Below are 6,847 nucleotides of genomic sequence, written 5' to 3'. Positions count from 1 at the left end.
GCTTCGACTCCTGCAGGGCGGTGGCGATCGACACGACCGCGGCCCGCTCGTCCATACCGGCCTTCTTCGTCGCCGCGATGATCGCCTTCACATTCCCGACCTGCTCATCGTTCAACTCGATCATCGACTGGTTGCTGGGGGTGCCGTGCGGCAACAGCGTGCCCATGTCCGGCTTGTCAGCCTGGACCGCGGCGATCGGGGTGATCGGTGTGGGCTCGTTGCTGGTGGTGGCGTGGTTCAGGGGGCCGGCCGCGAGTCCGGCGGCGGCGGTGAGGCCGGCGATGCCCAGGATGCTCTTGCGCAGCGTGGTGTTCATGGGGGCTCCTTCGCGTTCGGGGGTGAGGTCCGGCCCGCCTGCATAGGGGTGGCGGTGGGACCGTGCGCGTGGGGTGCCAGAAGAACTGGTGGCACCGTCGGCCTCAGGGGGTGGGCCGTTCGGTTCCGAGGGTCTGGGCCGAATGTCGGCCCGAAGGGGTGACGCGTGGGGCGGTGCCACTTCACGCGCCGGGACCATGTCCAACGACTGACCGGGGCGGGTCATTCCCGTGACCCGCCGGGCCCACCAAGGGGGGTAGGTGGGGTAGGTGCTGCGTGGTCAGTTACCGGTTACAACGCCGACCGACCGCCGATCATTCCGTCCGGCCACCCGCCACCGCCCGCGAAAACCGGACACCACACCACACCACACCGCCACCCGCGCTCCACCCCACCGAGCCAAATGGCTCGCCGACTCACGACATGCGGCAAATCGCGGTCTCCGGCGCCCGGGAAGGCCCGACTTGCCGCATCCGGCGACCGTCAACGCGTAGCAGGCCCGAGCCGGGTCGCCCGCCACCCCGAAACGCCGGGCTGCCGAACCACCACAGCACCGGATCTTGGTCCGAAACCGCCCACCAGAGGGCCGAATCGCACCAAGATCTCCCCGCCACCCGCCACCCGCCACCCGCCACCCGCCACCCGCCACCCGCCACCCGCCACCCGCCACCCGCCACCGCGCACCGCTGGGTGGTGGCGGGGCGGAGGTGGCCGGGGTTGCCGTCGGGGGGAGTTGGGCACTGCCCTGAGGGGTGTGGGGCGAGGGCCTAGGGTTGTTCGGGTGGCGACACTTCTGCTCCTGCGGCACGGACGCACCACCGCGAACGCCGACGGTGGACTCGCCGGTCGACAGCCCGTCGAGCTGGACGAGACCGGCCGCGCCCAGGCCGCCGCGGTCGGTGAACGGCTACGGATGGTGCCGTTGACGGCGGTGGTGACCAGCCCGCTGATCCGGTGCCGGCAGACCCTGGAACTGGCGCTGCCCGAAGCGTCGCCGGTGGTGGACGACGGTCTGATCGAGTGCGGGTACGGCAGCTGGGAGGGTCAGCCACTGAAGAAGCTGGCCAAGGAGCCGCTCTGGCCGGTGGTGCAGCAGCACCCCAGCGCGGCGGTCTTCCCCGGCGGCGAGGCGATGGCGCAGATGGCGACCCGGGCGGTCACGGCGGTACGCGCCTGGGACGCCCGCCTGAGCGCCGAGTACGGTCCCGAGGCGGTCTGGCTGGCATGCAGTCACGGGGATGTGATCAAGGCCATCGTCGCCGACGCGCTCGGCGTACACCTGGATCTTTTTCAGCGGATCGTGGTGGATCCGGCGTCGGTGACCGCGATCCGCTACACCCCCCTGCGGCCCTTCCTGGTACGCCTCAACGATGTCGGCGGTGACCTGGCCGGCCTGGTGCCGCCGCCCGGTAAGCGGCGTCGGCGGGCCCGCCGGCCGACGGACTCCGACGCCGCGGTCGGCGGTGGCGCGGGGGCGTCCCGGTGAGCCGCCCGGCTCCGCATCCCGCCACGGCGGGATCTGCTCGCACAGCGGCCGGGAAACGCGGCTTCGGGGGCGTCGCTATTCGGGTGGTCGGTGGGGTGCGCGCTGCGCGGGGCCGCCGGATAGGGTCGTGGGTATGACCCACCAGGTGCACGCCTTCGAGCCGCCGGAGCGGTTCGTCGCCGGGACCGTCGGGCCGCCAGGGGAGCGCACGTTCTTCCTTCAGGCGCGCGGCGGTGGCCGGCTGGTCAGCGTCGCGCTGGAGAAGGTCCAGGTCTCCCTGCTCGCCGAGAAGCTGGAGGAACTGCTCACCGAGGCCCAGCGTCGGTTCGGTGTGGAACTGCCCGAGGCTACCGTCCCGGCTGGTGACAACGACCCGCTGGAGACGCCGGTCGACGAGGAGTTCCGGGTCGGCACGCTGGGCCTGGCCTTCGACGCGGACACCGCGACCGTGGTGATCGAGGCGATCGCGGTCGGCGAGGCGGAGACCGAGATCGAGCTTGGCGAGTCGGAGGAGGTGGACGATCCCGACGATGTCGAGCCCGACGAGGATCTCGACCGGCTCCGCGTCCGGTTGACCCCCGAGGCGACCCGCGCGTTCATCGAGCGGGCCCGGCGCGTGGTAAACGCCGGGCGGCCGCCCTGCCCGCTCTGCGGCCAGCCCCTCGACCCGGCCGGCCATCTCTGCCCCCGGAACAACGGCTACCACCGGTGACCTCGTCTGGCGTGGCTCCCCGGCAGGACGAGGGGGCCGCGCTGCGCCTGCTGCGTGACGGTGAACTGACCGTCGAAGGCCGGCTCGTCGACGCCTCGAACACCACCCTGCGCGGCGTGCTGACCCTGGACGGGATGTCGGCGCGGTGCGTGTACAAGCCGGTGCGCGGTGAGCGACCGCTGTGGGATTTCCCGGACGGCACCCTGGCGGGCCGTGAGGTGGCCGCCTACCTGGTCTCCGCCGCCACCGGTTGGGATCTGGTGCCGCCGACGGTGCTGCGGGACGGGCCGTTCGGGCCCGGTTCCTGCCAACTGTGGATCGAGGAACCGCCCGACGCCGAGCCACTTGTGGGTTTCGTGCCGGCCGACTCGGTGCCACCCCGCTGGTTCCCGATCGCGGCCGCCCGCGACGACGACGGCACCGCGTACGCCCTGGCCCACGCCGACGACCCGCGGCTGGCCCGGCTCGCGGTGCTCGACGCGGTGATCAACAATGCGGACCGCAAGGGCGGCCACGTCCTGGTCGGTCCGGACGACCGGATTCACGGGGTCGACCACGGGGTGAGCTTCCACGTGGAGGAGAAGCTGCGTACGGTGCTCTGGGGGTGGGCCGGCCGTGCGTTGCCGGCCGACGCGGTCGACATGCTCGGCCGCCTGTCCCGTCAGCTCGCCGGTCCGCTCGGCGAGGAACTGTCCGAGCACCTCACCCTCGGTGAGATCACCGAGCTGACCACTCGGATCGACCGGCTGTGCGAGAGCGGTCGCTTTCCGCAGCCGTCCCAGGACTGGCCGGCAGTGCCCTGGCCGCCGATCTGAGCCTGTCGCGTTGATCACTCGCCGGCCGGCGTGACGTCGCCCGACGGCTGGCTAGGCTGACGGTCATGGAGTCTTGGGTGGGGCACGAGGTGCCGCGACTGCCGGGCCGGAGCGAGCCGTTGCGGTTGTTCGACTCGGCGCGGAAAAGTGTGCAGCCGAGCGATCCGGACGGCACGGCCACCATGTACGTCTGCGGCATCACCCCGTACGACGCCACCCACCTCGGTCACGCCGCCACCATGATCACCTTCGACCTGGTGCAGCGGATGTGGCGCGACGCCGGTCATGAGGTCCGGTACGTACAGAACGTCACCGATATCGACGATCCGTTGCTGGAACGGGCCGAACGTGACCGTGAGGACTGGAAGGTCCTGGCGATGCGGGAGACGGCGCTGTTCCGGGAGGACATGGAGGCGTTGCGGATCATCCCGCCGGCTCACTACGTCGGGGCGGTGGAGTCGATCCCGGACATCGCCGAGAAGGTGCTGGTGCTGCTCAAGGACGGTGCCGCGTACCGCCTCGACGACGGCACCGGCGACGTGTACTTCGACATCTCGGCCGCGCCGAGCTTCGGTTACGAGTCCAACCTGTCCCGCGAGGAGATGCTGGAGATCTTCCCCGAGCGCGGCGGCGACCCGGATCGTGCCGGCAAGCGTGACCCGTTGGACCCGCTGCTGTGGCGCGGTGCCCGGGACGGTGAGCCGTCCTGGCCGGGCGGGGACCTCGGCCCGGGCCGACCGGGCTGGCACATCGAGTGCGCGGTGATCGCCCTCGGCCTGCTCGGTTCCACCATCGACGTGCAGGGTGGCGGCAACGACCTGCTCTTCCCGCACCACGAGTGCTCCGCCGCGCACGCCGAGCGGTTGACCGGCGCGGCTCCGTTCGCCTCTCACTACGTGCACGCCGGCATGATCGGGCTGGACGGCGAGAAGATGTCCAAGTCCCGGGGAAACCTGGTCTTCGTCTCCCGGCTGCGGGCCGACCGGGTGGATCCGATGGCGGTCCGGCTGGCCCTGCTCTCCGATCACTACCGCGCCGACCGGTCCTGGACCGACGACCTGCTCACCGCCGCCCAGGAGCGGCTGGGCCGCTGGCGCCGGGCCGCCGCCGCGACCGCCGGGCCGTCCGGGTCGGCGTTCCTGTCCGGCGTACGCGAACGACTCGCCGACGATCTCGACACACCCGGCGCCCTGCGGCTGGCCGACGAGTGGGCCGAGCTGACCCTCGCCGGCGCCGACGACGACCCGGCCGCTCCGCACCTCTTCGCCGACACCGTCGACGCCCTCCTCGGCATCCACCTCTGACCCCACCCCCACCCCCACCCGCGATCTTGCAGTTGTGGTCGCCATTACGCGGCTTTCGTGACTTTCGCGGCGACGGAAAGTGCAAGATCGCGAGGGGGTTGGGGGTGGGGCGGGTGGGTCAGCCGAGGACGAGGTCGGGGTCGGGGTCGGGGTCGGTGGTGGGGGCGGGGGCGGGGATCTGATACTCCTCGGTCAGCGTGGTGACCGGGCCGGGCCAGGTGGCCTGGGCGACCTCGATGGGCCGGCGCTGCGGGTCGTACGCCACGTGTAGCAGGTGCAGCACCGGGGTGTCCGGTCGGATCTGGAGGGTCTCGGACTCCTCGCGGCTGGGCTGGCGTGCGGTGATCGTGTCGGTTGCGGTCGCGTACCGCCGGCCGGTGGCCTCCTCGGCCTCCTGGTAGAGCGGCCGGCCGAACGCCTCGGCCCGTTCCAGGGTGGTGCCGGCGGTGTCGGCGGGCAGGAACCAGGAGGCGCCCACCTCCACCGGTGACTCCTCGGTGCGGACGAGATGGCGGCGGCAGAGCAGTTCGGTGCCGTCGGGTACGCCGAACGCGTCGGCCACCTCGGGCGGCGCGGGGGAGCGGCCGACGGAGACGAGTTGCTGGCGATAGCGGGCCGCGAGGTCGGTGTGATATCCGCGGAAGCCGCCGTAGCGGCCTCGGGAGAGCCGGTTGAGCCGTCGCCGGGTGCCCCGCACGTACGTACCGGAACCGGGTTTGGTGATCAGGATGCCCTCGACCCGCAGCTGGTCGACGGCGCGTTGCACGGTCTGCTTGGCGACCCCGAACATCTCGGCGACGGCCGGGATGGACGGCAGCCGTTCGCCCGGTGCCCAGTCCCCGCGTCGGATCTGGCTCTTGAGCTGCGCGGCGATCTGCCGGTGCGGGAACTCGGCCGCTCCAGGGTTGATCTGCATCCCGCCTCCTCATTTCAGCTAGGTTCCTAGGATGCCGTACGCGGGGTGTGTGCCGCCACCCCGACACACATGACCAGACCCCGGGCCGATAACGACCCGGGGTCTGGAAAGCGGAACGGGGAGTGGGTTACCAGGAACCGGCGGTGGGGCCGGCGGATCCGCCCCGGCGGCGCAGGTACTTCTCGAACTCCTGGGCGATCTCGTCCCCGGTCAACGGGGTGATGCCCGCGTCACCGACGCGTTCCTCCAACTCGCGGACGTACTCGCCCAGCTCGGCGTCCTGCTCTGCGGCGCTGCGGACCCGCTGCTCCCACTCGGCGGCCTCCTCGGCCAGGTCGGCCATGGGCACCGGCAGGTCGAGCACCTCCTCGACCCGGTGCAGCAGGGCGAGGGTGGCCTTCGGGCAGGGCGGGTTGTTGGCGTAGTGCGGCACGTGGACCCAGAACGAGACGGCGTCGACCTCGGCGCGGGTGCAGGCGTCGTGCAGCACGCCGACGATGCCGGTCGGCCCGTCGTACCGGGTCGGGGTGAGCTGGTAGCGGCGCGCGGCGTCGGCGTCGGAGGCGCTGCCGCTGATCGGCAGCGGCCGGGTGTACGGCACGTCGGCCAGCAGGGCACCGAGCAGCACCACCCGCTCGACCTCCAGGCTGTGGCAGATTTCCAGCACCTGCTCGCAGAAGGTCCGCCACCGCATGCTCGGCTCGATGCCGCGGATCAGCACCACGTCCCGCTCGGTGCCGGCGGGGCTGGCGACCGTGAACCGGGTGGTCGGCCATTCCACCCGGCGGGTGGCGCCGTCGGACATGGCGATGGTGGGCCGGCTGACCTGGAAGTCGTAGAAGTCCTCCGGGTCCAGCTCGGTGACGGGGCGGGCCTCCCACACCTGCTCCAGGTGCTCGACCGCCGCGGTGGACGCGTCCGCCGCGTCGTTCCACCCCTCGAAGGCGCAGATGGCGACCGGGGACCGCAGCACCGGCAGCCCGTCGAACTCGGTCACGCCGTCACCTCCTGCTCGTCACCGGCGGTCCGGGAGGCGGTCCCGGTCGTCCGCCCACGGTGCGTGGCGGTGTCGCTGTAGTCCTTCACGTCAGTCAGCCTACGTGCCGGGCCCGGACCCGGCCCGTCGGCCGCGCCGGATGGGGCAGGCGTCGGCATCGACGTCGGGCTGCGCGGACACGGCCGGCAGCGCGCGGTGTTGGGCAATGCGCACCAAAACGGGCATAGTGATCCCGACGACACAATGTGGGATCGGACGGTACGCAGGGGTGCGGGCCCGCCTCGCCGCACTAACCTGAGGTC

6 protein-coding genes and 1 pseudogene are annotated in these 6,847 nt (G+C 71.9%); 4 read left to right on the top strand and 3 right to left on the bottom strand.

Features of this window, described 5'->3' with window-relative positions:
- Window positions 1-316 (bottom strand): annotated as a pseudogene (locus AB0J93_RS25090) (hypothetical protein); the annotation flags it as partial.
- Window positions 317-1,069: 753 nt separating this feature from the next.
- Between AB0J93_RS25090 and AB0J93_RS25085 the strand changes: the two are divergent.
- From AB0J93_RS25085 to mshC, 4 genes are all read left to right on the top strand, one after another.
- Window positions 1,070-1,801 (top strand): histidine phosphatase family protein, encoded by a 732-nt coding sequence (locus AB0J93_RS25085; protein ID WP_363924775.1) that lies wholly within the window; start codon window positions 1,070-1,072, stop codon window positions 1,799-1,801.
- 133 nt (window positions 1,802-1,934) lie between these two features.
- Window positions 1,935-2,513, top strand: a complete 579-nt coding sequence (locus tag AB0J93_RS25080) for a DUF3090 domain-containing protein (protein ID WP_363924774.1) — start codon at window positions 1,935-1,937, stop codon at window positions 2,511-2,513.
- Window positions 2,510-3,328 carry an SCO1664 family protein gene (locus AB0J93_RS25075; protein ID WP_363924773.1) on the top strand — a complete coding sequence of 273 codons (819 nt, stop codon included), beginning with the start codon at window positions 2,510-2,512 and terminating at the stop codon, window positions 3,326-3,328. Before AB0J93_RS25080 ends, AB0J93_RS25075 begins: the two co-directional genes overlap by 4 nt.
- 65 nt (window positions 3,329-3,393) lie before the next feature.
- Complete coding sequence (gene mshC, locus AB0J93_RS25070) at window positions 3,394-4,632, top strand: cysteine--1-D-myo-inosityl 2-amino-2-deoxy-alpha-D-glucopyranoside ligase (protein ID WP_363924772.1); 1,239 nt, start codon at window positions 3,394-3,396, stop codon at window positions 4,630-4,632.
- Between the two features lie 118 nt (window positions 4,633-4,750).
- On the opposite strand, the gene AB0J93_RS25065 is transcribed toward mshC, so the two are convergent.
- Both AB0J93_RS25065 and AB0J93_RS25060 read right to left on the bottom strand, forming a co-directional pair.
- Window positions 4,751-5,548, bottom strand: a complete 798-nt coding sequence (locus AB0J93_RS25065; RefSeq protein WP_363924771.1) for a GntR family transcriptional regulator — start codon at window positions 5,546-5,548, stop codon at window positions 4,751-4,753.
- A 127-nt stretch (window positions 5,549-5,675) separates the two neighbouring features.
- Window positions 5,676-6,545 (bottom strand): PAC2 family protein, encoded by an 870-nt coding sequence (locus AB0J93_RS25060; RefSeq protein ID WP_093402074.1) that lies wholly within the window; start codon window positions 6,543-6,545, stop codon window positions 5,676-5,678.
- Window positions 6,546-6,847: the final 302 nt, after the last annotated feature.

Origin of the sequence: Micromonospora sp. NPDC049374, assembly GCF_040677165.1 — a bacterium.
Lineage (GTDB): Bacteria > Actinomycetota > Actinomycetes > Mycobacteriales > Micromonosporaceae > Micromonospora.
The sequence above is the reverse complement of the archived record's forward strand: the minus strand, read 5'-3'. Positions and strand labels throughout refer to the sequence as shown.